At 57.4% G+C, this 25,648-nt stretch carries 20 protein-coding genes and 1 pseudogene; 7 read left to right on the forward strand and 14 right to left on the reverse strand.

Going from position 1 to position 25,648, the window contains the following annotated elements; genetic code table 11:
• The first annotated feature begins 53 nt into the window (after positions 1-53).
• The gene (locus tag P1X16_RS00625; RefSeq protein ID WP_277225395.1) at positions 54-257 is read left to right on the forward strand and encodes a hypothetical protein; all 204 of its coding nucleotides are present in this window, start codon (positions 54-56) and stop codon (positions 255-257) included.
• A gap of 491 nt (positions 258-748) precedes the next feature.
• Here P1X16_RS00625 and P1X16_RS00630 read toward each other — a convergent pair whose 3' ends face one another.
• The 5 genes from P1X16_RS00630 to P1X16_RS00650 form a co-directional block, all read right to left on the reverse strand.
• The gene (locus P1X16_RS00630; protein ID WP_277225397.1) at positions 749-2,557 is read right to left on the reverse strand and encodes a hypothetical protein; all 1,809 of its coding nucleotides are present in this window, start codon (positions 2,555-2,557) and stop codon (positions 749-751) included.
• A 72-nt stretch (positions 2,558-2,629) separates the two neighbouring features.
• Positions 2,630-4,888, reverse strand: coding sequence for a hypothetical protein (locus tag P1X16_RS00635; protein WP_277225399.1), 2,259 nt, complete (start codon positions 4,886-4,888; stop codon positions 2,630-2,632).
• Positions 4,885-6,570 (reverse strand): BatA domain-containing protein, encoded by a 1,686-nt coding sequence (locus P1X16_RS00640; protein ID WP_277225401.1) that lies wholly within the window; start codon positions 6,568-6,570, stop codon positions 4,885-4,887. The genes P1X16_RS00635 and P1X16_RS00640 overlap by 4 nt, the downstream gene beginning before the upstream one ends.
• 51 nt (positions 6,571-6,621) lie before the next feature.
• Positions 6,622-7,497, reverse strand: a complete 876-nt coding sequence (locus P1X16_RS00645) for a DUF58 domain-containing protein (protein ID WP_277225404.1) — start codon at positions 7,495-7,497, stop codon at positions 6,622-6,624.
• Positions 7,498-7,578: 81 nt separating this feature from the next.
• On the reverse strand, positions 7,579-8,556 hold the full coding sequence (locus tag P1X16_RS00650) for a MoxR family ATPase (protein WP_277225407.1): 978 nt from the start codon (positions 8,554-8,556) through the stop codon (positions 7,579-7,581).
• A 318-nt stretch (positions 8,557-8,874) separates the two neighbouring features.
• Between P1X16_RS00650 and P1X16_RS00655 the strand changes: the two genes are divergently transcribed.
• Positions 8,875-9,981, forward strand: coding sequence for a glycerophosphodiester phosphodiesterase (locus P1X16_RS00655; protein WP_277225410.1), 1,107 nt, complete (start codon positions 8,875-8,877; stop codon positions 9,979-9,981).
• 242 nt (positions 9,982-10,223) lie between these two features.
• On the opposite strand, the gene P1X16_RS00660 is transcribed toward P1X16_RS00655, so the two are convergent.
• Positions 10,224-11,180, reverse strand: coding sequence for a 1-phosphofructokinase family hexose kinase (locus P1X16_RS00660; protein WP_277225412.1), 957 nt, complete (start codon positions 11,178-11,180; stop codon positions 10,224-10,226).
• A gap of 191 nt (positions 11,181-11,371) precedes the next feature.
• Between P1X16_RS00660 and P1X16_RS00665 the strand changes: the two genes are divergently transcribed.
• The 4 genes from P1X16_RS00665 to P1X16_RS00680 all read left to right on the forward strand — a co-directional run bounded on the left by P1X16_RS00665 (position 11,372) and on the right by P1X16_RS00680 (position 13,612).
• Positions 11,372-11,626, forward strand: coding sequence for a hypothetical protein (locus P1X16_RS00665; RefSeq protein ID WP_277225415.1), 255 nt, complete (start codon positions 11,372-11,374; stop codon positions 11,624-11,626).
• Complete coding sequence (locus P1X16_RS00670; RefSeq protein WP_277225418.1) at positions 11,619-12,122, forward strand: DUF2243 domain-containing protein; 504 nt, start codon at positions 11,619-11,621, stop codon at positions 12,120-12,122. The genes P1X16_RS00665 and P1X16_RS00670 overlap by 8 nt, the downstream gene beginning before the upstream one ends.
• A 162-nt stretch (positions 12,123-12,284) precedes the next feature.
• The gene (locus P1X16_RS00675) at positions 12,285-13,013 is read left to right on the forward strand and encodes a DUF72 domain-containing protein (protein WP_277225420.1); all 729 of its coding nucleotides are present in this window, start codon (positions 12,285-12,287) and stop codon (positions 13,011-13,013) included.
• 83 nt (positions 13,014-13,096) lie between these two features.
• The gene (locus P1X16_RS00680) at positions 13,097-13,612 is read left to right on the forward strand and encodes a GreA/GreB family elongation factor (protein WP_277225423.1); all 516 of its coding nucleotides are present in this window, start codon (positions 13,097-13,099) and stop codon (positions 13,610-13,612) included.
• Positions 13,613-13,673: 61 nt separating this feature from the next.
• On the opposite strand, the gene P1X16_RS00685 is transcribed toward P1X16_RS00680, so the two are convergent.
• The 7 genes and pseudogenes from P1X16_RS00685 to P1X16_RS00715 all read right to left on the reverse strand — a co-directional run bounded on the left by P1X16_RS00685 (position 13,674) and on the right by P1X16_RS00715 (position 21,398).
• On the reverse strand, positions 13,674-14,609 hold the full coding sequence (locus P1X16_RS00685) for a D-2-hydroxyacid dehydrogenase (protein ID WP_277225425.1): 936 nt from the start codon (positions 14,607-14,609) through the stop codon (positions 13,674-13,676).
• Between the two features lie 127 nt (positions 14,610-14,736).
• Positions 14,737-15,039: a glycine zipper domain-containing protein gene (locus tag P1X16_RS00690; RefSeq protein ID WP_277225427.1), complete on the reverse strand. Its 303-nt coding sequence runs from the start codon at positions 15,037-15,039 to the stop codon at positions 14,737-14,739.
• A 231-nt stretch (positions 15,040-15,270) separates the two neighbouring features.
• The gene (locus P1X16_RS00695) at positions 15,271-17,724 is read right to left on the reverse strand and encodes a prolyl oligopeptidase family serine peptidase (RefSeq protein ID WP_277225429.1); all 2,454 of its coding nucleotides are present in this window, start codon (positions 17,722-17,724) and stop codon (positions 15,271-15,273) included.
• Between the two features lie 204 nt (positions 17,725-17,928).
• Positions 17,929-18,990 (reverse strand): annotated as a pseudogene (locus P1X16_RS00700) (MBL fold metallo-hydrolase).
• Between the two features lie 139 nt (positions 18,991-19,129).
• The gene (locus P1X16_RS00705; RefSeq protein ID WP_277225432.1) at positions 19,130-19,840 is read right to left on the reverse strand and encodes a pirin family protein; all 711 of its coding nucleotides are present in this window, start codon (positions 19,838-19,840) and stop codon (positions 19,130-19,132) included.
• 145 nt (positions 19,841-19,985) lie between these two features.
• Entirely contained in the window at positions 19,986-20,561 is a 576-nt protein-coding gene (locus P1X16_RS00710) for a nitroreductase family protein (protein ID WP_277225434.1), read from the reverse strand.
• Positions 20,562-20,684: 123 nt separating this feature from the next.
• Positions 20,685-21,398 (reverse strand): pirin family protein, encoded by a 714-nt coding sequence (locus tag P1X16_RS00715; protein WP_277225437.1) that lies wholly within the window; start codon positions 21,396-21,398, stop codon positions 20,685-20,687.
• A gap of 286 nt (positions 21,399-21,684) precedes the next feature.
• Between P1X16_RS00715 and P1X16_RS00720 the strand changes: the two genes are divergently transcribed.
• The gene (locus tag P1X16_RS00720; protein WP_277225440.1) at positions 21,685-23,862 is read left to right on the forward strand and encodes a S9 family peptidase; all 2,178 of its coding nucleotides are present in this window, start codon (positions 21,685-21,687) and stop codon (positions 23,860-23,862) included.
• 385 nt (positions 23,863-24,247) lie between these two features.
• Here the strand turns inward: P1X16_RS00720 and P1X16_RS00725 are convergent, their stop codons facing one another.
• A complete protein-coding gene (locus P1X16_RS00725; RefSeq protein WP_277225443.1) occupies positions 24,248-25,579 on the reverse strand; it encodes a serine hydrolase in 1,332 nt (443 codons plus the stop codon).
• Positions 25,580-25,648: the final 69 nt, after the last annotated feature.

Consider the following 25,648-nt stretch of genomic DNA (forward strand, 5'->3'; position numbering starts at 1 on the left):
TGGTCGAGTATTAAGCGTGTTTTTCAGACAAAATTTTTCAAACCTACAACCAAATGAACAACCTGCTGAAAGTATCCGCTCTGTTTTTCGCTGTAGCCCTCGCCTCTTGCGAGTCGAAGCCTGCCGCTGAAGCTGGCGCCGAAACTACGACTACCACCGAAACTACGGCTCCTGCTTCTGCCGATTCGTCTGCTATGGCCAGCGATTCTTCAGCTACGGCTGCTCCCGCAACTACCGACTCAACTGCAACCAAATAAAGTAAGCCTTCTGTCAAGCAATTGACAGTCAAATTGCTGCAAAGCCCGAACTCCCCTGAGTTCGGGCTTTGTTTTTCTGGTTCTGGCGGTAAACGCCTTATGAGCAACTTTGAAAATTAGTGTTGAGCTTCTTGGTAAGTGTAAAATAAATCAACGAATATTAAAAAATAACGAAATTTATATACACTATTGCAACTGTTGAGCTTCAACAATGCCTTACAACCATTTATAGAGTCATCAAACATGTCGGAAAGCACGGGTACTTGTCTTCGTAAAGTAGGGAAACGTAAGAAAGTACAGCTAGCTGGAAACGCTTTGCTTGCTGATCATGCTGCCGAACAACTAACCCCTACGGCAGCAGGTTTGCTGGTAGGTGGCTACCACATAGGCCTTGCCGGAGACACATACCCTTGCTTAGGTGGCCACCCCGATATACGCTATTAGCGTTTGTAAAGCTGTGGTGCTCTTGGGCTGAAGCCTCGGAAGCAGAGCTACAGTTTCTCTTCGAGCCAGAGGAAACCCGCTGCCAACACAAACAAAGCGAAAAACCACCCGACAGGCCACGGTTCGGTGCGCTCCAATGCCGGGAGAGGTTCTGCCGCCGTAGTAAGCCACGGAATAGCGCTCTGACTGCGCCGCTGCAGTTCAGGCCCTTGCCAGTCGGAAGCCGCAAACACGTAAAACCACTGCGTTGGCTGCCCCGACAGCTGAAGTTGGTGCCAGCCGGGCGCGGTGGGCCAATACGTAGTGGTGCTCCACTCCGGCAGGGCGGGGTCTTGCTGCAACGGCAGCCGAGCCAGCGGCGCATTGGTAGCCCCGGCTACCACGGGCTGCTGCGTTGGGAAGGAACCCGATAGGCGGAGTGGCAACGGCAACTGGGGGCGGGGCCATGGGTCAACCAAGGTCCAGCGAGTGGTAGGAGCAGCCGGACGAGCAGCAGCACTCAGCACCCGGCTCCAGTAGCTTTCATAAGTGCTCGAAGCATTTTGCAGCAGCCAAGCGTAAGTTTCAGGCAGCGTGGAAATCACCACGTTGCCCAAGCCTATGCGCTGGCTGGCCACTACCGCAGCCCCTGAACTCGCCAGCGTGACCAAGGGACGCGCTACTCCGGCTAGCGTAAGGGTGCCGGGAACCAGGGTGCTGGCCGGGGGCGCATCGGGCCAGTTGATGCGTTGGGGCCGGTTGAGAGAGCTATTCTGCACAACCAAGCGCATTTCTGTTCGCCCCGGTACGACGGCCGGCAGCGCCGCAGATTCCGCCAACACCACTATTCCTAAACCAGCCGTGCGCTGCGCGGCTCGTAGGGTTTGGGCTTCGGCGGCGGGCAAAGCGGCTAGCGCGCTAGCTTCCGTAACCAGCACGTCATAGCGAGCCAGCAGGGTAGGGGTTAGTCTGCTCAGGTCGGTGGTGGGCTGGTTGCTGAACTCGGTTTGGGTGAGGCCGCGGCTGATACCTGCCCGCCACGCTACAGCATGCTGCCGGGCCGCCAAGTGGTTTTTCAGGAATTTAAGCTCGAAGGAAGGCGTAACAGCTAGCAGCAACACCCGCAAGGGGCGCGTTGGTACCACTTCTACCGGCACGGGCTCCTTTGCCAGCAACTGGCGACTGGGCCCCGCCGACACGGTAGCCACCATTCGCCCCGCCGTTTTGGGTACGTAGCGCAACCGGAATGCTCCATGCCCCGCGGGCAGCCGCACCGAGTCGCGGGTGGCGCCGGCTACTTGCAGGCGTACCCACGTAGGGCCTGGTTTGCGAGCCGCCAAAGACGCGAAGTAGCCTTCCAGCAAGAGCGGCTGCCCTACTTCCAGAGTGCGGTTCCAGTGGGTATTTCGGAAGCCAACGTAGGGGGAAGAACCATGTTGAACCAGCCGCACGGCACCTAGCGCCGGCAGGACCGCCGAGGGCAACCCCCGGCCCAACAGGTGCAGGCGACGTAGCGTGGGCATTTGCTCGCGCACGGTGGTTAGGCTGCTTACGGTAGGCGTGTCGGCGGAAGTTGGCTGCGAGCTGCTTAAGCTGAAGCGCCACACGCGAGTGCGGGCGCCGAAACGACCAAGCAGCGCGCGCAACGTATCGGGTTGGTAGCCGTCGGTGAGTAGAATAGCTTCGGCTTGCGGTTCGGCTACGGTACGTTGCGGCGGGTAAGCCATCAGCCATAGTCCTGCCACGGCCAGCAAACCTGCCAGCAGTCGGGCAGCGCGCCGCCGGGTGTCGGGCCGGCGCCAAGCGGCTACCGACACGCCCACAGCTAGTAGCAGGCACCCCACGAGCAAGACGTAATAAATGGACTGATCTGACATAACTGATGTTGACATCAAAAACTCTATCTACCGACTGCCACTCCTGCTGGGCTAGGCGGCGGGGGAGGGTTGCTAACGGGAGTTCAAATTCTGAAAGTAGCGCTGACTCAAGGAGCCACCGCTGCTGGTGCGGATGGGAGCTTCCGGGGGCGCAGGAAGTAGGGCAGTAAGGGCCGATTCAGCGGGAGTAAAGCAGGTACTACAGGCCGGGCGGCTGGCGCGAGCGTCCGTAGCCAGTTGGCGCAAGGCGCGCACGGCGGTTAGGTAGGCTCCTGGGCGTTGCAGGGCGGCTTGCGCTACGGCTTGGCCGGCTCGCTCGAGCGTAACAGCGTCGGCGGGGCGGGGGGGCTGGCCGGCGCGCAAGGCAGCCAGCAAGCGTAGCGCGTCCCGGATTTCGGGCTGGGTAGCTGGCCGGGTGGTTTGTTGTTGCAAGTGCGGCGTAGCAGCCCCGGCCAGGTCGCCGGAGAGGCGGGCAGTAGCTTCGGGCAGCACCGGTGCCTCGAAACCTGATTTGCGGACGTAGGCGCGGGTTTGCTGCTGCACTTGTTTCAGTAGGCGCAACGCGCGGTATTCGTAGGGGCGAGCTTCAGCCGGTTTGGCCAGGCGTAAGCGTAGTTCGGCTTCCCACATCTGGTTCAGCACGCCGCGTAGCTTGGCTTTCACGGCGGGCTCCAGAAAATCGGCGGTTTCGGCGTCGTCGTGGCGGTGCATGTAGGGCTCCATCAGCTCGGCGGTGTTGTTGGCGGCTCCGCCCCCGGCTGGCGCTTCGGCCGCGTGGTCGTGATCGTCGCCGTCAGTGTGGCCAGCTTCTGCGCCTTTCTCCCCCGCGTGGTCTTCGTGGCTGGTGTCGGCACTTGCGGGCGGTTGTGGGGCCGCCGCACCCGAGCCACTTTCCGACTCTTCGCCCAGAAATTTGCCGTAGCGCAACCGTAGCATCTTCTGGTCGAAGCCTAGATTGTTGGCGCGCTCGGCAAACGCGGCGGCGGGCAAACTAGCACGCTCAGCCATCAGCTTTTCGGTGTCGATGATGATTTGGCGCTGACTGCGGAAGTAAGCCGGCACCACGTTCACACTCATCGACATATCGGTGAGGCCATCTTGCACAGTAGTATCTTCCCACTGCACGAGGTAGGTGTCGGAGCGGGTGAGGTGGCGGGCATTGTCGCGGGCCCTAACATAGAAGTACACCTCGTCGCCGTAAGTGAGGCCGAGGACTGGTAGGCGCAAGCTGGTAGCTAGCGTAGCCTGGCGGGGCTGACCGCGCAATTGACCGCTAAGATTGGTAACCACTTCCTTGAACTTCACGGCTTCGCCCTGCCCTTGCGCTACTGTTGCTACCAGTTGCGCTTCGCTGAGGCCGTAATCGTCGCGCACGTCCACGCGCACCGGTACCGTCGAACTCTGGCCAAACTCAATAAGGGTGTACGGTTTGGGCGTTTGAATTTTGAGGCTCGGTGCTTGGTCAGGCACTACATCGAGGGCGTAGTCGTCGGAAACTTGCCCAGCGAAACGGAGGCGGTACAGCGTCGAGGTGGTTACCGGAACATCAGCCACAAACTCGGTAGGGCGGCCCGCTAAGCCCCGGAAGACTATGCGTTTGGAGCCTAGCTCTAGCACTGGCGCAGTTCTGGTGGCTTGGTTTACGCGCACTGTCCAGCGAACCCGCGAGCCGCTCGGGCAGCTAAACGAAAGACTGGTAGGAGTGAAGGCGGCGCGGCGAGTATAAGTGGGCGGTTGCACCAGCAGGCGGGTATCGAGCAGCTTGGCCGGCACCGGCTGACCCGGTCGCGTCGGTGTTTCGGCGGCCGGAAAATGCACCGGCAACGCATTTTGTGCTATCGAACTAGTAGGCCGATGCCACCACATACCAGTCGCCATTAACAACAACAAAACGCCGGCAACCAGCATCGTGGGCCGCCACGAAAAGGGTAGTAAGTAGGGCGTTTCCGCTTGAAGAGTTGCCAGCCGGGTTGTGATGCGCTGCTGCTGCAACTGCTCTAGCAGATTCAGGGAGTTTTGACTTTCATCGCGCAGCAGCAGGCCCGTGCTGTCTTCTAGTTCGGGGTGCAGCCGGTCGAGGCGTTGGGTTAGTGCCAGTAGCCGAGGCTGACGCAGCTGATAGAGCCAATAGCCGGCTCCAAGCAGTAGTACTGCTAGCCCGCCGCCCAAAATGAAGGGGCCCGCCGGCCAGTGCCGAGCCCACGCGCCGAGCGCAAGTACAGCCGCTGCCAAGGGCAGTAGCAGGGCTATGGTGCGCCGATTGGCCTCGCGCCGGCTGATTTCACGCAGCAGCTCTCGGCCAGAGACAGAAGATGTAGCAACAACACTCATAGAGAAGACGTCGTGGAAGTAACCGAAGTGCGCCGGGCCGCTAGCCACCGCTCTATTGCAAACAGCACCAACGCGGCCAGTACTGCCCACGGCCGTAAATCAGAGCTTTCCAAAACAAGGTTGTTGGCAACTGGCGCTTCCAATTCCAAGGGTTGTTGAGGAGCAGAAGAACTAACTCCCGATACCAAGGAAACCGGGGCGGAAAGCTGGCGGGCGTCTATCTGACGCAGGTCGTCGGAGGTGGCGTACGCATCGGGCGAAGCAGCCGGGCGCAGCAATTGCAGGAATAGCTCGGGTAGCGCGGGGCTGTCGGGGAGGCCGCTCCACGTGGGCTGCAGGCGGGTTGCTAACTGGTAGATGCCACCTGCCCCGTTCGTTTGGTGGGTAAGCACGGGCCGGCCGGTGCCATCTTGCCACAGCACCAGCTTGGTAGTACCGGCCTTGATGGTGGTATCGAGGCGGCTGATGGCAACGGGGGGAGCAGTGGCCAGGCCGGTTAGGTTCAGCTCGGTTTCAACCTTCTTGCCGGCGCCAGCAGCTTCTTGCCAGAGCTGCGCCCCCCGCTCAACCTGCGTCAGCCAACTAGCCGGCGCGGGCTTATCACTCAGCCAGAAAAGCCAATCGGGCGCGGTAGCTTCCGCGAAGGCCGCCGTGGGGGAGCCAGGAGTTATTTCCAGGCGCTGTGCCAAGCCAATACCGGCAGCTTCCAGGGCCGCCCGCACGTAGCGCGCCGACTCGGTATGCCCCGCATCGGCGTAGAGCACTACCCGCAACGGATTGGCAGCTACCGATACCGGTGGGCGGTTGGGCTGCTCGATGGTGGCGGAGTGCCCGGCCTGGGCAGGTTGGTAATGCAGTTCAGGCAAACCAGCCACGGTCAGCGGTGCTGCTGCGCCGGGTACTGGTTGCTGCACCACCCGAAATGTAGTAGCATCTTCGGTGCTGCGCCCAACCAGCAAGCGTAGAGTACCGGGCTTTGCTACGGCCGCGTCGGCTAGCCACACCGCCGAGTCGGGTAGCGGCACCGTCTGCCACGTTAGGCGAGTTGGCAGAACGGGGCGCGGGCCAGTGAAGTGCTTGCGTGTTGCTCCCGATACGATGCGTAGTGGCTGGTCAGGGAATGAGTCGGTGGCTTGTTGCGCCCGGGCCCAGTAGTCATCGGGCAGCGTAGCCGAACCCGAAACCGAGGGTGCTCCAGCCGCTAGCGCCGTGGCCCCCAGCGGCGCCGACAGCTTAGCCAGTGAGTCAGGGCTGGCCCAAGCCTGCGTTGAAATTGCTTGAAAATGAGGTGCAAAAAGTCGCAGCGCAAACCCACGGCGGCGCAACGAATCGACACTAGGGCGCAAAGCGGGCAATACGTCGGGGCGCAATACTTCTGGCGAAAGCAGCACTTGGCCGCGTACGGGCGGCTGCGCCAAGCTCCGCAGCCAAACCGGCTGCGCTACGGCCAGCGCCAGCAATGCTACCACCGCGGCGCGCAGCAACAGCAGCCACACCTGTTCGAGCCGCAGGTTGCGAAGCCGCCGATTGGCCGCTGCCGCCAGCCAACGCACACTCCCTACTTGCACCGTCCGGCCCGGACGGCGGTTCCAGAGGTGAATAGCGAGTGGTATTGCCAGCGCCAACAGGGCTAGCAGCCCGGCCATTGCATCGTGGAGGCTATAAGAGGTAAACGAAGCCAAAGCAGCTGAGTAGAGAAGGTGAGTTGGTTGTGGGGTAGGAGGGAGGAGCAATCAGGACAAGAGCATTCTTCTGCGCATAAACTCGCGCATGGCTCGGTCGAGCGGGTCGGCGGTGCTCAGCTGATGGTAGTCGAAGCCGCGACGGCGAGCTTGTTGCGCAGTGGTTTCCAGCCACGCTTGTAGCTGCTGCTGCCAGGTGGCGCGCTGTTGGTCGGCGTCGAGCTGTAGGCGCTGGCCAGTTTCTAGGTCTTCAAAGGTAATGGCCCCACGGAAAGTGAATTCCAGCTCGTTGCGGGCTAGCACATGCAGCAGCAGTACCTCGCCGGAAGTGGTGCGTAGGCGTTTCAGCAAGCTTTCGATTTCGGATTCCTGCTCGTACAAGTCACTCACGCACACAGTAAGCGCACGTTGGCGGCGGGCTGTAAGTGGGGCCAGCGTGCCCGCATCGGGGAAAGTACCAGTGGCTTCGGTGGTTTCGAGGGCGTGGTAGAGGCGGGCCAGTTGGCGAGCGTCGGCGCGGGGCGGCAAATGCTGCAAGCCCGTCGGATGTAGAATGGTGAGCCCAACCGCGTCGCCTTGCTGAGTGGCAATGTATGCTAAGGCCGCTAGGAGCAGGCGCGCATAATCGAGCTTGCGCAGGCCGTTATCGTCGCGGTGGTTCATGCTGGCCGTAGCGTCCAGCAGCAGGTGCACCGTTAAGCTGGTATCGACCTCCGACTCGCGCAGGTAGTACCGGTCGGAGCGGGCAGCTAGGCGCCAGTCGAGGCGGCGCAGGTCGTCGCCGGGCTGGTAGGGCCGGTACTGGCTGAACTCCATGCCCGTGCCGTGCCGCCGGCTTTGGTGCTGGCCGTGCAGGAAGCCTTCCGCCGCCTGTTTGGCAGCTAGCGGCAGGTTGCGCAGCGCATGGAGGATTTCAGGCGTCAGCATAAGATTGGTTTTCGTTGCTCGATTTTGCTTGCCGGTAAGGGTTTACGCGTGGTCGTTTCTTGTTTAACAAGAAACACAGCTTTACACCGCAACTCCCTTCAGCAACTCCCGCACAGCATCATCGGCCGTCAGGTTCTCGGCTTCGGCGTTGAAGTTGAGCAGCACCCGGTGGCGCAAAACAGCCGGGGCCAAGGCGCGAATGTCGTCTAGCGTGGCCGCAAAGCGGCCTTGCAGCAAGGCGCGAGCTTTGGCGCACAATATCAGGGCCTGACCGGCGCGCGGACCAGCGCCCCAACGCCCGTAGTCCCGAATGAACTTCACCTCCGACGTAGCCGGGCGCGTGGCCCGCACCAAACGGTTGACAAATGCCAGCAACTCGTTGCTCAAGCTGACCTGCCGAACCAATTGCTGCAATTGCCGCACATCGGCACCGCTGAGCACAGGGCGCACTTCGGGGCGGGCCGTACCAGTGGTGCCGCTGAGCACGGCCAGTTCCTCTTGCTCGGTGGGGTAGCCGATGCGGATATACAACAGAAAACGGTCGAGCTGCGCTTCGGGCAATGGGTACGTACCCGACTGCTCGATGGGGTTCTGGGTGGCCAGCAGGAAAAACGGCTTGGGTAGCGCATGTTCTTGGCCGGCGTAGGTTACGTGGCCTTCCTGCATGGCTTCGAGCAGAGCCGCCTGCGTTTTGGGCGGCGTCCGGTTGATTTCGTCGGCCAAGACCAAGCTGGCGAAGATGGGACCTTCGTTGAACTTAAAGGACCGATGGCCGGTGCCGTGGTCTTCCTCCAAGATTTCAGTGCCGAGAATGTCGGTTGGCATCAGGTCGGGCGTGAACTGGATGCGGCGGAAAGGTAGGTCGGTAGCGGAAGCCAAGGTGCGCACGAGCAGGGTTTTAGCTAGACCCGGTACGCCTTCGAGGAGCGCATGGCCCCCGGCTAATAAGGCGACTAGCACCTCGTCTAACACCTCGTGCTGCCCAACAATTACTTTGGCAATTTCTTCGCGTAGCGGTGGCAGCTTGGCCAGGAGGCGAGTTACGTCTTGTTCGGTCACGCAGTGGAGTTGGAAAGCGAATACAGTAAGCTAAAGTCTGGTTTGAAAGGATAAGGCTGCTTCAAGTTGATGTTTTCAGTGATTTTGGGTTTCAATCAACCCCCTGGTACTCCATGAAATCAGTCAAAAAAGCGTTGCCCCCTTAAACTGGAGGCCATGATACGCAACAACGCTGGTATATCCTGCGGCGTGGAAGAGAGGCCGAAGTTTTCGGCTACTTCTATACTAGTACAAGGAAGTGAGAGTGATTTCGTAATCTAGGCGTAATCAGGAGGTGATGTTGGAAGTCAATTTTTGTAATGAACTGTCCAACTAGCCATGAAAAACATACTACTCCTTTCCGCTGCGTGTATGCTAGGACTTAGTGCCTGCCAAGACGACGATAACAACACCACCCGCTACAATACCCTCGACGGCCGTGAGCCCCTGGTTATTGCGCACCGCGGGGCTTCCGGCCTCTTGCCCGAGCACACGCTGGAAGCGTACTCGCTGGCCATTGCGCAAGGTGCCGATTTCATCGAGCAGGATTTGGTGCTTACCAAAGACCAAGTGCTGGTTTGCCGACACGAGCCGTTTTTGTCGGGCACTACCAACGTAGCGGACCTGCCCCAATTTGCGAGCCGCAAAACCACCAAAATGCTCGACGGTGTGCCCGTCAACGATTGGTTTGCCAGCGACTTCACCTTGGCCGAAATCAAAACGCTCCGGGCCAAGCAGGCCATGCCTTACCGCTCGCAGGAGTTCAACGGCCGCTATTCCATTCCGACGTTTCAGGAAGTAATTGACTTGGCAAAAGCGCAATCTGCTATTACGGGCCGGACTATTGGCATCTACCCCGAGACCAAGCACCCCACCTTCCACGAAAGCCAAGGGCTACCGCTGACCAAAAAGCTGATGGACGCGCTGACCGCCGCCGGCTGGAACAGCAAAGATGCCCCCGTATTCGTGCAGTCGTTTGAGGTAAGCAACCTGCGCGCCATCCGCGACCAATACAAGTCCACGGTAAAACTTGTGCAGCTGTATGATGCGTATGATGTGGATGAAAACGGCAACATGGTCATGCAGGCACCCAACGGCCAACCCTACGATTTCGTGGTGGCGGGAGACAAGCGTACTTACAACGACCTAGCCACCGATGCCGGCTTGGATTTCGTGAAAACGTACGCCAACGGTATTGGCCCCTGGAAGCCGTTCATTCAACCGTACAACTCCACCACCAAAGCCATTCTGCCGGCTACCACGCTCATAGAGCGGGCCCACCAGCGCGGTCTTTTCGTCCACGCCTACACCTTCCGCGACGAAGCGCAGCACCTGTTGCCAGCCTATAACAACGATCCAAAAGCGGAATACAAGAAGTTTTACAACCTGGGCTTGGATGGCGTCTTCTCCGACTTCACAGCCACGGCCGTAGCGGCAAAGTGGTAGATTGAAGTAACAAGCCGAGGCGTATCTACTACGGAGAGAATAGTTTCTAAAACGTCATGCTGAGCGCAGTCGAAGCATCTCGCGTGCTGATGTCAGATTACTAATTCTGCGTCAGCACGCGAGATGCTTCGGCTGCGCTCAGCATGACGTTCCAGTTGGAATTAGCAATGGCAACATCAGCACGCGAGATGCTTCGACAAGCTCAGCATGACGTTCGAGTTATAAGTAACTGTAATCAGTACCTAGCTCACTGGCTTCATTTCGGGCATGGTTTCGAGTAGCCAGTTATAAAGCCGCTCGGCGTCTTCTTTTTTGAAAAGCTCGGTGCCCGGATTCATAGTGGCTGCTGTGCCGCAAGCCACGCCCATGCGCACCACTTCGCGTATCGACTTGCCATCGGTCAGGGCGCACAGCATGCCCGCTACCATACTGTCGCCGGCGCCTACGGTGCTGCGCTTTTTCACGGCGGGCGCCGGAACGTGGTCTATCAGGTCGTCGGTGACGATGCAGGCGCCCATCGGCCCTAACGACACCACGATAATCTGGCATTTACCTTCTCGAATGATGGCTTTGGCAGCTTCTCCTACGGCCCGGCTGTCGAGTTCGTCTACGCCCGCCATGCGGCTCAGCTCGCCTACGTTGGGCTTGATTAAGAATACACCTTCGTCGAGGACCCGTTCCAGAGCCGGTCCCGATGTGTCGACGATGACTTTGGTGCCGGCAGCGTGGGCTTGACGCACCACGTGGGCCAGAAAATCGGGCTCTATGCCGGGCGGCAGGCTGCCGCTGATTACCAGATATTCGGGCGCCGGATCAAGGGCTTGCAGGGTTTCTAGAATTACGTGCTGCTCATCGGTGGAAATTTCCCGGCCCGGCATACCAAAGCGGTACTGCTGGTTGGTGGAAGTATCCACAACGATAAAGTTCTCGCGGGTCCAGTTGATGGTGGTAATGGGCTGCTGCGCAATGCCTTCCTGCGTGAGCAAGTGCTGCAACAGCGTCCCCGCTGGTCCGCTCGACGGGAAGATAGCCAACGACTCGGTGCCTAGGCGCTTGAGCGCCCTCGACACGTTGATGCCGCCGCCACCCGGCTCGAATTTGGGCGGGGCACACCGGAGCTTATGCTCGGGTACAATCTTGTCAACCGAAGTGCTTTTATCGACCGTTGGGTTGAGGGTAAGCGTGACGATTTGAGCCATATAGAGAGGCTAAGTTTAAGTGCCCTGCAAGAAGCGCGTTACAACTCTATGTACTTGCCCAACGGGGCTAGGTTGCAAAACGCACTGAATTAGCCTTAGGCTTTGCCCGCACGAAAGCACACAACCCAACAAGGAAACCACCAAACTCGACCATAACCCCATGCCCCTAGCACTGCGTAGGTGCTAAGGACATGACCATCCGCAAAATAAGTGCGCCGCGCCTCGCGGCCGTGCTAGCCAGCTGGCTGCTGTGCTGGCTAAGTACGTCGGCCTTGGCCTGCCGGGTATGCCGCCCGCGCGTGCAAGCCACCATCCACGCCCCCGATTACGGCCAAAATCTTCTGCTGATTCTGCTGCCGGTTGGCTTGCTGGTGCTGCTAGGGGTAGGACTGTTTTTTGCCGATACCCTGACTCGTCGTTTCACTTCACCTTCCCTGCATGACTAATCAACTCCACCGTTCTCCTTTGATTTCTGCTGGCGTGTTGATGGGGGCGGGCCTCGGCGGCTTCGTTGATGGCATTGTGCTGCACCAGATGTTGCAGTGGCACAATATGCTGTCCAACCGGCTCCCGCCCGACACGTTGGTAGCAGCCAAGGTGAATATGTACTGGGACGGGGTGTTTCATGCCGCCGTGTGGATTATGACGGCCATTGGCCTGCGGATGCTGTGGTCGGTGGGCAGCCGGCGCGACGTACCGTGGTCGGGGCGCACGTTTATGGGAGCCTTGCTGCTGGGCTGGGGCTTGTTCAACGTAATAGAAGGCATCATCGACCACCAGTTGCTGGGGCTTCACCACGTGCAGGAATACGCTACCAACAAGCTGCCCTGGGACCTCGCTTTCCTCGGGTTTGGCTTGCTACTGTTGCTGAGCGGCTGGTCGCTCATCAGAGCTGGCCGCCACGATACTGCCAGCCGAAGCATGGTGGGGGAGTATAGATAACAGCTCGTTCCTCTTCAATTGTTGTTCCGACGTAGGAGGAATCTGACTCAAAGCTGCTAAACGATTACACTCAGATTCCCCTGGCGTCGGAACAACAAGCGGCTGAGGTAAGCCTTGGGCACAAACGCTAAGCTGTACCCGTTTCACCTTATCATCTGCGCTATGCCCATCTGGCACGTTGGCTGTTCTGGCTATCATTACCGCCACTGGAAAGGCGCTTTCTATCCCGATAAGCTGCCGCAGCGTCTGTGGTTCGAATATTACAGCCAGCACTTCCGCACGCTGGAGCTGAACGTGACTTTCTACCGGTTTCCGCAGTTGTCGTTTCTGGAAAACTGGCACCAAATCAGCCCCGACGACTTCAAGTTTTCGGTGAAAGCGCCGCGCCTAATCACCCACTACAAGCAGTTCAACGATTCCGCCCAACTCCTCGCCGATTTCTACGGCACGGTGCAGGAAGGGCTGGCCGAAAAGCTAGGCCCGGTTCTGTTTCAGCTACCGCCCCGCATGGCGTACTCCGACGACCGGTTGCAGCGCATCCTCGACAGCTTGGATTCGGCGTTTCACAACGTGTTGGAGTTTCGGCATCCAAGCTGGTGGGAAGGGCATGTGTACCAGGAGCTAGCCCGGCGCGGCGTAGCTTTCTGTGGCCAAAGCCACCCACAACTTCCCGACGAAGTGGTAGCCAATGCCAGCGTGCTGTACTACCGTTTTCACGGAGTGCCCGAACTCTACAAGTCGCCTTACAGCGAGGAGTACTTGCGGCAAGTGGCTGCGCAAATAGAAGCCACCCATCAGGTTCAGGAAGTGTATCTGTACTTCAACAACGACATCGACGCTTCCGCTATCGGCAACGCCCGCCAGATGCTAGAGTTGGTAAATGCTAAGTGACTTACCTGTTGCCAAGCTTTGCACCGCGGCAGCAGCCAGGCTACAATGATAACCTCCGGTGAAACGCTGCGTTAGCAAATAGCATGAGCCGCGCATTTACCAAAGAAGACGATTCGTTAGAAGCCCCCATCATTCCGCCCCGAGCTGCATTGCCGCCCGGCACTCCCAACTACGTGACACCGCAAGGCTTGGAGCAACTACGCGCGGAGTTGGCAACCCTAGAAGCGCAACGCACGCAAGTTGAGGCAAACCGCGAAAACGAAGCGGATCGTACCCGGCAATTAACTGTGCTGAATGCGCAGCTCGGAGCCCTCAACCAACGAATTGCCACAGCCAAAGTGGTAGACCCTGCCAACCAACCAGTTGACGAAGTTCGATTCGGGGCCACGGTCACGTTGCACACGCGTAGCGGCGGCAAGGCCGGCCAAGTGCGGCGCTTCACCATCGTAGGCGTAGACGAAGCATCGGTGGCAGAAGGCAAGGTAGCCTTCGTAGCACCCATAGCGCGGGCAGTGGTAGGGGCGCGCTTGGGAGCCGCCGTAACATTACAGCTAGGCCCAAAGGAAGAGGTAGTAGAAGTGACTTCCATAGAATACTAACGCTGCTGTTAGTTACTCTTGGTTGTTAAGCTTCATAGTTAGCCCACTATTTCCTGCTGCCCTAATAGCCCCTGCTCAAGTCCACCTGGTTTTCTAATGGCTCACCTTGCTCGAAGAGGCGCAGGTTGCGTAGCAAAACTTCCACTTTGCCTTCGTCCTCGTTGGGTTGGCCGCCTCCGCTGTGCTGCGTGAGCAGCACGTTGGGTAGCTGCCAAAGTGGACTGTCGAGAGGCAACGGCTCCTGATTCGTTACATCGAGAATAGCTCCGGCAATACGGCCCGCTTGCAGGGCGGCTATCAGGGCAGGCTCGTCGGTGGTGTTGCCGCGTCCAACGCTGGCGTAGAGGCTGCTCGGCGTCATGGCCTGCACCAACTCAGCCGAGAAAAAATTATCGGCGCTGCCAGGCAGGCAATTCACTACGATGTCAGTGTTGGGTAGGGCAGCTAGCAAATCTTCTTTGGTGTGCAACTGCGCCTGAGGGTCGGTGCGGGCCAAAAACTGCACGGCGCAATCGAAGCCAGTCAGTTGTTTCGCTACAGCTTGCCCAATGGCACCACTGCCCAGCACAACAACGCGCTTTCCTCGTAGCAGCCCTAGCCGCTCGCGAATAGGGGCACCCACCCAATTCTTTTCGACTTGCAGCACCGCCAGTTCCGGAATGTGCCGGTACCAGCCCAGAATGCCCGCTACCATTGTCTCGGCGCAGGGCCAAGCAAAATAGTCGCCTACGTTGGCTACTTGCGCCTGCGTTTGCACTTGCTTGTACCTATCGATACCGGCCGAATCTATCTGCCAGAAGCGGAGGGCCTGCGGCGGAGTAGCAGTAAACCACTCGGCCGGTGGGTTTCCGAACAACACTTCGGCTTGCTCGAAAGCAGCGGCCTGCTTGTCTTTCTCGAGGTCTTGGCGAAAAACGGTGTTGGTGTGAGCGGGCAGCTGCGTGAGTAGCAGGCGGCGGGCGTTGTCGTTGAGCGTGGTATAAATGAATAAGTGCATACCGCACATACTACCCAACGAGGTGGCAAGGTTGCACGGTAGCAGTTGCCGCAACGTCGCTTAGCGAACAACAAAAAGCCCCGTACCAATCGGCGCGGGGCTTTTGTGAAGCATAACAGATTGTTTGTTAGTCTTTTTTGGAGTACTGCTGGTAGCGTACAGGGTCTTTTTTCTTGTCTTTTTTGCGGCCAATAAGGGCTCCGCCAACTGCGCCGGCAGCGCCGCCTACTACGGCGCCGGTTGCCCGGTCGCCTTTACCGGCAATTACGGCACCGGCTACCGCACCTGTACCAGCACCAATGGCGGCACCTTTGCCTTTCTTGCTCCAACCTTTTTTGGTGGTTTGCGCTGCGGCTTCAGGGGTGGCAACTGTACTGCCTAGCATCAGCACAGCCGACAACATAGCTACATATATCTTGAACGTCTTCATGGTGGCGAATTTTAAGGACAGAAGTTTGAAACTGAACTGTAGCCTTAGAACGCAAATACAGGAAATCAGGTTGTAATAATGGTAGAGTATTGTACAGAAAATAAGTAGAATATTGCTATTAGAGTAGCGAGGTAAGCTCGTAGCTATTCTTAAAGTATCTATGCTATTCACAAAAAAATAACCCCAGGCAGAAGGCCTAGGGTCATTATTCATATGATAGAACAGCAGTAATTACTTGGCTACCGTTTCGGCTTGGTCAGCAGTAGGGGCTGCCGTAGCATCCGGATCAGCAGGGGTATTAGCATCCGGTGTATTTGCCATATGCGTGTCCAGCCAGCTAGTTATTTCGCGAAACACATAAGCAGCAGCCTCCCGGGTTGCATAGCCCCGCGACTCAACTGGTAATAGGCCATATTGCGCTACAGTACCTTGGTCTTTCACTGATTTGTAGAACCGCTCCAACTCGCTGGGTTCAGCACCAGCTTGGCTGTCAACGTCACCATTCAAGATCAACAGGGGAGCTTTAACTTCGCTAACCGAGCTGAAAGGCAGCATAGTTTTGTATACCTCAGGGGCTTGGCTGCTGCTAGGCAGGTCCTCGCCTTGGTAGCCAAATGGGGCCAGCAGATGGTCGTAATTGTCGTTGCGCATGATGCCCGCCCGGAACAAGGTGGAATAGGCCAGTAAGTTAGCGGTGATGCCTGCTCCGTATTTGTGGCCCATAACCACTACACGCTTGGAGTCAACTATGCCGAGCCGCTGTCCTTCATCAATGGCTGCTTTAGCTGAGGCCACGAGCTGCTTGGTATACGCTTCATCGGGCTCCTGCATGCCTTCACGCATCATGGGCATACTCGCTCCCTGAAGTACCGCGTAACCTTGCGTCACCCAGAACACAGGTGAGCCCCAACCCAAACGCGAGAACATGTAGGGCGAGCCTTTCACTTGGCCTTTCGCTTTTTGTGGCACCGGATAAGCCTCCAACAAAGTAGGTAGCGGCCCGTCTTCTTTCTTGTAGGTGGCTGGCAGGTACATGTTGGCCGTCAGCTCTACGCTATCAGATAGCCTAACCTTGTACCGAATTACCTGCTTTTTAAAGCCGCTCAAGCTGGAGCTAGGGTTAACAAAAGTAGTTATCGGCGTAAGACGGCCGGAGCGCGATTCCCGTAGAAAGTAGTTTGGCGTTTCCGTTACGGATTCGCGGCGTGTAACCAACTGGCGTCTGTTGGCATCCAGAATAGCAACGGGTACTTCGTAATAGTTTCCTTCAGCGCGCCACCAGCGCACACTCTTTTTGGTCCGCACGTTCAGTTCATCCACAAACGGACGGTCGCCTTCGGGAGAGGCGCCATTGCCAAACAAGTACACAATGTCGCCCTTCGGGCTCGTTGCTAGCACCGGCCGGCCTAATTCGTTGCGTCTAAGGTATGGTGTGCCCGGGTCGGTATAGGTATCCTCCGTCGAGCGGTCGAAGAGAACAGTAAGCGAGGTTTTGGTAGCTAAATCCAGCGTCCAAGTGGTTTGGTGATGGTCGGCCCAACGCTGACCTTGCACGATAGCCAGATTATCGGTGCCCCAGTAGATGTTGGAAAAGCGCAACGGTAAAACGGCTATTTCCAGCGGTTTGCTGTCGAAGGGGGCTGGCATAGCCAGTATTTTGTCGCGAGTAGCAGAGGCTGTTTGGGGATTGCCACCATCTTGTGCTTCCACCCAGTACAGAGTAGCAGGTGCGTCTTCCCGCCAGTTATGGCTACGTGGGCCAGCGGGCACGGCATCGGGGCTGGTAGGCAGGGTGTTAATGATTGGCAACTCTGCCAACTCTTTCACCACCAGTCCTTCCATATTCAGTATCTCTACCCGCAGCGGGAAAAAGCTAACGGGCAGCGTGTGCGAAAAAGGACGGTGCCGGGTTTTGATTAAAGCAAACAGGCCGTTAGGAGAAGGGGAGGCTTGCTGAATAATGCCCGGTGAGCCCATAGGCTGCATGCGCCCATCAATGCTCAGCTTCACCACCTGCGACAACGCATAGTAATTGAAAAGGAGCTCGTCGGTAGAGTTTTTCACCCAGCCTTGCGTGCCAGTTTGGGCGTTTGGCTGTGCTGCTGGCTTAGCTGGCACCACGGGCGCTTCGCCGCGGCCACCCACAATAGCGCGCACCAACAGCGTTTTGCTGTCCGATACCCACTCGTAAGACGATCCAAACACACCGTTCAGGAAGATGTTGGGTGCCATCCGGGCCGAAGCCGACTCGACATCGACTATCCACAACTCGATGTGGTTGCTGGTAGTATGGGTAAAGGCAATTTTGGTATTGTCTGGCGACCAAGTGACTTCGCTGATACGCGCATTTGCGGGTAAGCCTTGCACCAGCAGTTCTTTGCCAGTAGGTAGCTGCTTGAGGCGCAAGTTAGTTGCATAGCTCACTCGGCTCTGGCCGTTCGTGCGCGGGTTGATGCGCAGTCCTCCCAGCCGGAGTTCTGTCTGCATCAGGTCAGGCGTAAATGCTACTTCTTGCACATCTAGTACGAGCCGCCATTCACCATTAGGTGAAATACTCACCTTAGGCATTGGCGTAACTTCAGCCAGCGAAGTAATGGCCTTGGGAGGGCCTTGGTTAGGTAAAACTTGCGCCCAGCTCGCAACACTAAGTACGCTCAGAGCAAGCACGAGTAAACGTTGTTTCATACAGCAGGTAATTCGGATAATTCCGATACAAAAGTCGGAAAAAAATTCCGTGATTTTAGTAATATCCCATTATTACTTACTGGTTTATGGCAACGTAAGGATTTTTCAACGATAAAATTGTCGTTGTTAAATATGTAATTTTCCAGTATGCCTCTTATTGACCTTATATCAATCTTTTGCTAGGTGAAACACGAAAGCAAGTTGCTAGCGCAACTGCCATCCTACGCCTTCTTTTAGCACCAAAAAAGTGCTGTCAGGAATCTGTTTGGCGAGCAAAGCTTTCCGCAAATCAGTTACAGGCTCCGTTAAGCCATCATCGGCCAACTGAAAAGTACCAAAATGGGTGGCAATGCTCCGAGGCGTTTTTAAGTCAAGATGAGCTTGCACTGCCTCGGCCGGCGCAGTATGGATAGGCTGCATAAACCAAATGGGCTGATAAGCTCCAATTGGCAGGATAGCCAACCGAATAGGACCCTCGCGGCGCCCGATTTCACTGAAATGTGGCCCGTAGCCGGTGTCGCCGGCGTAGTAGAGCGGACCGGCGGTGGTACGAAGCACAAAACCTGTCCAGAGGGTCGCGTCCCGGTCGCGGAGGCCACGGCCCGAGAAGTGCTGCGCCGGTACGCTTACTAGCTGAACTTTAGAACTCAGGGGTTGCTGCTGCCACCAATCTAAGTCGGTAGCATTAGCAATGTGTTCTTCTTCCAGAAAGGCGCGTACCCCTAAGCCCGCGAAGATGCGCGGCTAGTCGCGGGCGGCCAGGCGGCGCAACGTGTTCAGGTCGAGGTGGTCGTAGTGATTGTGGCTGATGAGAACGGCGTCGATTTTGGGCAAGTCCTCGAACCGTATGCCCGGGGGCCGCAGCCGCTTCGGCCCGATCCACTGGAAGGGGCTGGTCCGCTCGCTCCAAATCGGGTCGGTCAGCACATTCAGGCTGTCGAACTGAAGCAAAAACGTGCCGTGATTGATAAACGTGACGCGCAACTTACCTAGCCCGACCCGAGCGGGCGGTTTTGGGCCGTATGGTAAATCTGGCTGCTCAGGAAAGTTGCCTTTGTTGCTGTGCAACTGCCACCTCAGCATGGGGCCGAGGCCTTCTTGGGCATGAACGCCACCGGCATTCTTGAACTGCTTGCCGTCGAAATGCGCACTGATCGGCCCTTGGTAGCGCGGCGCCGAAATAGAACAGCCAATCAGAAAGGCCCCACTTGCCAGCAAAACCAGCAGCGCCACTATTCCTAAAAGTACACGGCGCTTAATCTTCATAAAGCAGAATAAAAGTGGATCAGCGTAAAGCGCGAAGCTCCGACTTCGCGTAGCGGTACTGAGCGGCAGCCATTGTTACGGCTTGGCCTTCAGCAACGATACGCAAAGCCGGAGCTTTGCACGACAAGCATTCTGCCTTTTAGTGGTTTATGGGTGCTTCAATAACAATAAACTTACTCTCGGCGGTGCACTCTATGTTCACCGTACCCGTTTCCCACAAGCCAATACTTTCCCGCTGCGCTACGGCCTCTCCGTTTACGGTCAGCGCGCCTTCCATCAAGAAAATAAACACGCCTTTGTTGAGCGGATTCAGGCTGTAGGATATCGTTTGACCGGCGTCGAAGTAGCCGAGCGAGAGTTTGGCGTTCTGGTTGATCCAGCAGTGCGCCGTGCCTTCCTCGTTGCTGACGACGGTGGTGAGCTGGTTGCGGCGCTTCTCGGCGGGAAAGTGGCGGCGCTGGTAGCGGGGCGTCACGTTTTGCAGCTTCGGCTCAATCCAAATTTGCAGGAAATTTACCTCGTCGTCGCCAATGTTGTGTTCCTCGTGGCGCAGGCCGGTGCCCGCACTCATAATCTGCACCCAGTCGGTGGAAACCTCCTCCTTGAAGCCCAACGAATCGATGTGGTTCATGCGGCCCGCCAGCATCACCGAAATAATTTCCATGTTGGCGTGGGCGTGCAAGCCAAAGCCGTTGCCGGGCTTCACGAAGTCGTCGTTGAACACGCGCAACAAGCCGAAGCCACTGCGGACAGGGTTGGCATACGGTCCGAAGCTGAGCGAGAAATTGCTTTGCAGCCAGCCAATGTCTTTCAGGCCTCGGTCGGCAGCGCGGATTATGGTGTGTGGCATGGTGGGGTGAATAGGTGAATAAGGTAAATGCAGTAGTGAGCGACGCACTAATTGTGAAAGAAACCCCGGGCTTGGCGCGTGAGCAAGGCAACGCTCAGATGTAAGCTGAGCAGTAAGGCGCCAAACGCAGGCCTTTAACTAGCGCCTATTTCAATTGTCCTTGGAAAGCAATTTCGCTGACCGGCTTGCGCTGACGGGGGGCTTTCTCGCGGCTCAGAAACGGCTCTTCCAGTAGCTCAGCCTCACCTAGATAGCCTAGTGCAATAATCACGGCGGGTTGCAACGTGTCGGGCAACTCGAATAGCTCCTTGGCACGGTCCCGGTCGAAGCCGCCCATAAAGTGAGTATGTAAGCCCAGGGCAGTGGCTTCCAACGACAAGTTGGCGTTGGCCATGCCTAAGTCGTGCATGGCGGCGCCGTTGGGTGTACCGTTGTCGTACTGCGTTTTGGCCAGCGCCAGAATCAGAACGGGGGCGTTTTTGGCCCAAGGCTTGTTGCCAGACATCAGGCAGTCCACCAGTTTCTGGAAGGTTTCTTGGTCGGCGTGGTGGGCGTAGATGTAGCGCCAGGGCTGCTCGTTCATGGCGCTGGCGGCCCAAGAAGCGGCTTCAAATACTTGGTTCAGCGTTTCGGGCGCAACGGGGTAGCTGGCAAAAGAGCGAGGGCTCCACCGTTTGCGAATGGTTTCCAGAACAGGGTATGTGGTGGTGGCGAGTTTCATGAAGCGGTTATTGCACTGAGGTAAGAGGATATAGTAGCTATTCTTTATCCCGACCAGTAGGAGAAAGCCAAGCTTCACACAATGGTTTAGCGTGGCTTCTGCTGTTGGTAGGAATAGTAGGTACTACAAGTCCATCGGTACGTCCATCAACAACAGCCGCGTGTTGCTGTCGGCCTTGATGGTGAACGAATCGGTATTCCATACGCCGAATCCGTCGCGGCGGTGCAAGGTTTGACCGGCCACGGTGGCGTCGCCTTCCAGCACGAACACATATACGCCGTTGCCGGGGCGCTTCACTGCATAGTCGGCCGAGAAGTTGGCATCGAAATCAGCCAGGTGAAACCAGGCATTCTGATGAATCCAGACGCCGGCATCGTCGGGGTTGGGCGACAGAATTTGCTGGAACTGATTGTGGCGGTCTTCAGCCCGGAAAGCTTGCTGGTCGTAGCGGGAAGGCACGTTGCGCTTGTTGGGGAACAGCCAGATCTGCAAAAACTTCACTTCCTCGCTTTTGCTGTGGTTTTTCTCGCTGTGCGCAATGCCTGTGCCCGCACTCATCACCTGCACGTCGCCGCTCTGGATAATGCCGTGGTTGCCGGCGCTATCCTTGTGCTCGAGGGTGCCGGAAAGCGGAATGCTGATGATTTCCATGTTGTCGTGCGGATGGGTGCCGAAGCCCATGCCAGCCGCTACGGTGTCGTCGTTGAGGACGCGCAAAACGCCGAAGTGCAGGCGTTGCGGATTGTTGTAGCCCGCAAAGCTGAACGTATGATATGAGTTGAGCCAACCGTGGCTGGCATGGCCGCGCGAATCGGCGGTGTGGAGGAGCGTTTGCATGATCTAGATTCTAAGCCTAGTGGATTTCCTGTCAAAGATACGGAATATATGTACATACATCAATCAGCTGAGAAAGTTCATTTACAGCCTATATATTGTTATAAAAATTATTTCCCTGACTTGTGCTTAAGTGCAACGAAAGCCGAAGAGTGGGGTCTAGAGTACCACAAGTACGGCGTTGTGCTTGCTACCACTAGGCTACTCGCCTGTAGTCAGACCAAGCAAGACGAGCACGCATTGTGTAATTTCACCCACCTTTCAACCTTTACCGATTAAAGCTTTCCACATGCTTAGAATTTGCACGCGGCGGATGGTCGCAGTGATATGTTTTTTTCAGCTGCTTCTGATAACTCAAGCGCAGGCGCAATTCGGGCCTGGCACACAGTGGACCAAGGACGGCTATAGCTACATGAATGCCGAAAACGGGGAAATTGTCCAGCTCGATGCCCGCGACAAAACCAAGCGTACAGTGCTGGTTGGCAAAAGCCTCTTGACACCCCAAGGCCAGTCGGCTCCTATTGAAGTGCGGCGCTTCGCCTTCTCCGACGACGGCCAAAAAGTGCTTATCCACACTAATACCAAGAAAGTGTGGCGCTACGACACCCGCGGCGACTATTGGGTGGCCGACCTGAAAGCCAACTCGCTAAAGCAACTCGGTAAGGGTCGGCCCGAATCGTCGTTGATGTTCGCCAAATTCTCGCCCGACGGCACGCGCGTGGCGTACGTGAGTGAGCACAACATTTATGTAGAAGATCTAGCTTCTTCCGCCATCAAGCCCCTGACCACCGATGGCACCGTGTCCATGATCAACGGCACCTTCGATTGGGTGTACGAGGAAGAACTGGACTGCCGCGACGGTTTCCGCTGGTCGCCCAACGGGCAGAGCATTGCCTACTGGCAGCTCGACGCGGCCAAAACCAAGAACTACCTGATGCTCAACACCACGGATCAGCTGTATCCCTTCACCATTCCCGTGGAGTACCCAGTGGTGGGCGAAGACCCGAGCCGTTGCCGCGTGGGTGTGGTGCCCGCGCAAGGTGGTGCTACTACCTGGATGAAAGTGCCCGGCGACGCCGTGCAGAACTACATTCCGCGCATGGAATGGGCCGCTAATTCCACTGAGCTTATCATTCAGCAACTCAACCGCCGCCAAAACGAAAGCAAGCTGATGCTTTGCACCGCCAGCACCGGCGACGCGAAGACCATCTACAGCGAAACCGACAAGGCCTGGATTGATGCCAAGGCCGAAGCCATTGGTTGGGACTGGATTGACGGCGGCAAAAGCTTTATCTGGCTCAGCGAGAAAGACGGCTGGCGCCACATTTATTCCCTGACCCGCAGTGGTCAGCAGAAGCTGCTCACCAAAGGCGACTACGACGTCATCAGCATGCAGCTAGTCGACGAGAAGAACGGGGTTATCTATTTCACCGCTTCGCCCGAAAACGCCACCCAAACTTACCTCTACAAAGTGGCCCTGAAAGGCGGCAAGGCCGAGCGGGTGACCACCAAAGAATTGGCCGGCTCCAACAGCTACGACATCTCACCGAACGGTAAGTTGGCGCTGCACACGTTCTCAAACGCTACTACATTCCCGGTAGCCGACGTGGTATCACTGCCAGAGCACAAGCGCTTGAGCGGGGGAGAGGTATCGGCGCGGGCCCAAAGCGTGAAGCTGCCCAAGGTGGAGTTCTTCCAAGTGAAAACCGCCGATGGCGTAACTCTTGATGGCTGGATGATAAAACCTTCCAACTTCGACCCCACCAAGAAATATCCCATCGTCTTCTATGTGTACGGCGAACCCGCCAGCCAAACCGTGACGGACCGCTTCGGTACGGGCCTCAACCGCCTCTACCAAGGCAGCATGGCCGACGACGGCTACATCTACGCTTCTCTGGAAAACCGGGGCGCCCCGGCCCCGCGGGGTCGTGAGTTCCGCAAGGCCATCTACCACAACATCGGTAAGCTCAACATCCGCGACCAGGCTATGGGCGCTAAGGAGGTGCTGAAAAACTCGTTTGTGGATACCAGCCGCGTGGCGGTATGGGGCTGGAGCGGCGGTGGTTCGTCTACGCTCAACTTACTGTTCCAATACCCGCAGATCTACAAAACCGGTATTTCCATTGCCGCTGTTGATAATCAGCTCAACTACGACAACATCTACCAGGAGCGCTATATGGGCCTGCTGCCTGAAGACAAGCACTACTTTGTGGAAAACTCGCCGCTGAACTACGCCAAAAACTTGCGCGGCAACCTGCTCCTCGTTCACGGCACCGGCGACGACAACGTGCACTACAACAACGCCGAGCAGATGATCAACGAGCTGGTGAAGCACAACAAAACCTTCCAGCTGATGGCCTACCCCAACCGCAGCCACAGCATTTCGGAAGGCGAAGGTACCAGCCGCCACTTAGCAGCTACCTACACAAAGTTTCTAAAAGAAAACTGCCCTCCCGGCGCCCGCTAGAACCAACTGCTTTCTAAGCAAGCAAAGGCCTTCAGATTGTATCTGAAGGCCTTTTTTGTGAGTGCGAATCGGTAAGCTGACTCTAGTCTAATCTATAGCGGCTAGCTCAGAACAACGACAACTTTGTGGTGACGAACAGCTTCGTGCTGGTGCTCAACACCACCGAAAACAAAACCGAGCTTAGCATCACCATCCAGCGGGACGGTACGCTCGATTTACCAGCCGTCGCGTCGAGCTTTAGCAACGTCCTGACGTGCCCTTGCCGGCCAAGGGCCGCTGCGGGTAGAACGACCCTATTTCCCAGCCGTTGCCAACAGCGACTTCGACGATGCTGCTACCGTGACCGTAGAGTTTTATGACTGGACCAGCGTGGCGCTAACTGTGGTCACTGCTTCAGTAGGCGGCGTGTAGCAAGTATGTTGCCTTCCAGCGTCAGCCATTGCACTAGGTAGAGGCCCTCGGGTAAGCTGGCCACAGAAACCAGCGATTCCGTAGTTGCAGCAGGTTGCTGCTTCACTACACGGCCGGTAGCGTCGAGCAGGCGTAAGCTGTGTGCGCCGAATATAGCGGGTGCCATGACGCTGTTGGAGGCAGGGTTGGGGTAGAGTTGCGCTTCAGATCCTATGGTGGCTTTGTTGGCGGCTAATGGGCGGCACTGCACGGCCGCCATTAAGTGGCGCCACAGGTCAGCATCAAATGAGGTCAACGCCAGGCGTACGTCGCCGGCTTCTTTGCCTTGGCGCACTACCACCAGTCCTAGGCTAGGCACCACGTAAATTTTCTGGTCGTTCTTGCCGAGGGCTGCAATCATGTCGGCGGGAGCGGTGGGAATGAGGGGACCGGCAAAGGTGATTTGTTGGGGGCCAGGTAGCTTGTAGGAGGTTTGGCCGTTCAGCCACCACAGGTAGCCATAGCTGCGGTTGAAGGCTTGGGAGGGCGTAGTCATCTGGCGGAAATAGGCGGTATCGCGCAGAATAGGCGTGCCATTCCAGGTGCCGCGCGCCAGGGTTAGTAAGCCGAAGCGGGCCATGTCGCGGGCCCGGCTGTAGTAGGTGCCCTGCACCCACCGCCCGGCCATGCCAATGCGAGAGGCCAACTTCTGGTTGGTGTACTGATTGAAGCTGAGGCCGCTGGCAGCCGCCACCACATCCTGTAAGAGAAGATACGGAGCGTTGTGGTAGGCCCAGCGCGTACCGGCATCGGCAACATAGAGCAAGCACCCGGGCGTTGAGCTGTCGGCGGTACAGGGGGCTGGGGGCGTGTCGTCGAGGCCGTTGGTCATGGTGAGCTGGCTGCGCACCGTAATCAGCTTTTCCTTGGCCGCTGGGGTCGAAGTCCAGCCTTGGCCTAGTGTATAGGAGGTGCTGTCGGAGAGGCGGAGCAGATTATCTTGCTGCGCAATGCCCACCAGCGTAGCCGTGAGCGACTTGCCCGCCGAGGCCCAATACCAGACAGAATCCTGCGTGTAGGTGCCGTAGTAGCGCTCCACCACGATTCGGCCATCCTTGAGCACTATGAACGACTTGGTTTGCTTGCGCCCCAGGAAGGCTAGCAGCGAGTCGAGCTGCGGCTGACACCAGCCGAGGCTTTGCGGAGTGGTAGTAGCCCAGCTACCTGCAGCGGTAGTCGGCGGGAAGTACAGCGTGGGCTGTTGGGCACGAGCCACCCATGTTGTGAGGACAAGCAGGAATATCAGTAGGGGTAGAGCGTGTTTCATGCAGCAGTAAAGTAGACTAATATGCTGCTTCGACAATATTCGACTTTTAAAGTTTAAGCCTTTTGTTGT

The sequence above is a fragment of the Hymenobacter sp. YC55 genome, assembly GCF_029433095.1.
Taxonomy (GTDB): Bacteria; Bacteroidota; Bacteroidia; order Cytophagales; family Hymenobacteraceae; genus Hymenobacter.

Bases quoted from the DNA above. Each gene is read 5' to 3' on its own strand.
- P1X16_RS00695 (WP_277225429.1), bottom strand. From the start codon at position 17,724: ATGAAACAACGTTTACTCGTGCTTGCTCTGAGCGTACTTAGTGTTGCG.
- P1X16_RS00680 (WP_277225423.1), top strand. From the start codon at position 13,097: ATGAGCCGCGCATTTACCAAAGAAGACGATTCGTTAGAAGCCCCCATC.
- P1X16_RS00645 (WP_277225404.1), bottom strand. From the start codon at position 7,497: ATGCTGACGCCTGAAATCCTCCATGCGCTGCGCAACCTGCCGCTAGCT.
- P1X16_RS00690 (WP_277225427.1), bottom strand. From the start codon at position 15,039: ATGAAGACGTTCAAGATATATGTAGCTATGTTGTCGGCTGTGCTGATG.
- P1X16_RS00660 (WP_277225412.1), bottom strand. From the start codon at position 11,180: ATGGCTCAAATCGTCACGCTTACCCTCAACCCAACGGTCGATAAAAGC.
- P1X16_RS00705 (WP_277225432.1), bottom strand. From the start codon at position 19,840: ATGCCACACACCATAATCCGCGCTGCCGACCGAGGCCTGAAAGACATT.
- P1X16_RS00670 (WP_277225418.1), top strand. From the start codon at position 11,619: ATGACTAATCAACTCCACCGTTCTCCTTTGATTTCTGCTGGCGTGTTG.
- P1X16_RS00625 (WP_277225395.1), top strand. From the start codon at position 54: ATGAACAACCTGCTGAAAGTATCCGCTCTGTTTTTCGCTGTAGCCCTC.
- P1X16_RS00635 (WP_277225399.1), bottom strand. From the start codon at position 4,888: ATGAGTGTTGTTGCTACATCTTCTGTCTCTGGCCGAGAGCTGCTGCGT.
- P1X16_RS00710 (WP_277225434.1), bottom strand. From the start codon at position 20,561: ATGAAACTCGCCACCACCACATACCCTGTTCTGGAAACCATTCGCAAA.
- P1X16_RS00725 (WP_277225443.1), bottom strand. From the start codon at position 25,579: ATGAAACACGCTCTACCCCTACTGATATTCCTGCTTGTCCTCACAACA.
- P1X16_RS00720 (WP_277225440.1), top strand. From the start codon at position 21,685: ATGCTTAGAATTTGCACGCGGCGGATGGTCGCAGTGATATGTTTTTTT.
- P1X16_RS00630 (WP_277225397.1), bottom strand. From the start codon at position 2,557: ATGTCAGATCAGTCCATTTATTACGTCTTGCTCGTGGGGTGCCTGCTA.
- P1X16_RS00675 (WP_277225420.1), top strand. From the start codon at position 12,285: ATGCCCATCTGGCACGTTGGCTGTTCTGGCTATCATTACCGCCACTGG.
- P1X16_RS00715 (WP_277225437.1), bottom strand. From the start codon at position 21,398: ATGCAAACGCTCCTCCACACCGCCGATTCGCGCGGCCATGCCAGCCAC.
- P1X16_RS00655 (WP_277225410.1), top strand. From the start codon at position 8,875: ATGAAAAACATACTACTCCTTTCCGCTGCGTGTATGCTAGGACTTAGT.
- P1X16_RS00685 (WP_277225425.1), bottom strand. From the start codon at position 14,609: ATGCACTTATTCATTTATACCACGCTCAACGACAACGCCCGCCGCCTG.
- P1X16_RS00665 (WP_277225415.1), top strand. From the start codon at position 11,372: ATGACCATCCGCAAAATAAGTGCGCCGCGCCTCGCGGCCGTGCTAGCC.